This window comes from Aeromicrobium phragmitis (genome assembly GCF_003674095.1).
GTDB lineage: Bacteria > Actinomycetota > Actinomycetes > Propionibacteriales > Nocardioidaceae > Aeromicrobium > Aeromicrobium phragmitis.
Map to the genome: position 1 here is coordinate 1 of NZ_RDBF01000174.1, position 366 is coordinate 366.

Here is a 366-nt window from a genome sequence, read left to right on the forward strand (position 1 = left end):
GTCGTCTATGCGGTGCTGCAGCCCCCGTTCGAGAAGGTCACGTTCAGCTCGGCCGGACACTGGCCGCCGCTGATGGCCGCGCAAGGCGAGTCTCCGCAGGAAGTGCCGATCGTGCACGACCCCATGCTCGGCATCGGCGACTTCGAGCGGAAGGAGACCGTCGTGGAGTTCCCCGAGGGATCCTCGCTGTGCTTCTACACCGACGGGCTGGTCGAGCGGCCTCTCGACCCACACGACCCGCGAAGCCGGTCGACGGACCGCCAGCTGAACATCGTGCGCACCCACTTCTCCGCGGCGGACGACCCCGAGACGGCATGCAGCCGCCTGGTCGCGAACGCCGTCGGCGACGAGTTCGTCGAGGACGAC

1 protein-coding gene is annotated in these 366 nt (G+C 68.6%); it reads left to right on the forward strand.

All coding sequences use genetic code 11. The features are described from left to right. A partial coding sequence (locus D9V41_RS16835) for a SpoIIE family protein phosphatase (RefSeq protein WP_166376114.1) occupies window positions 1–366 on the forward strand: 366 nt, incomplete at both ends.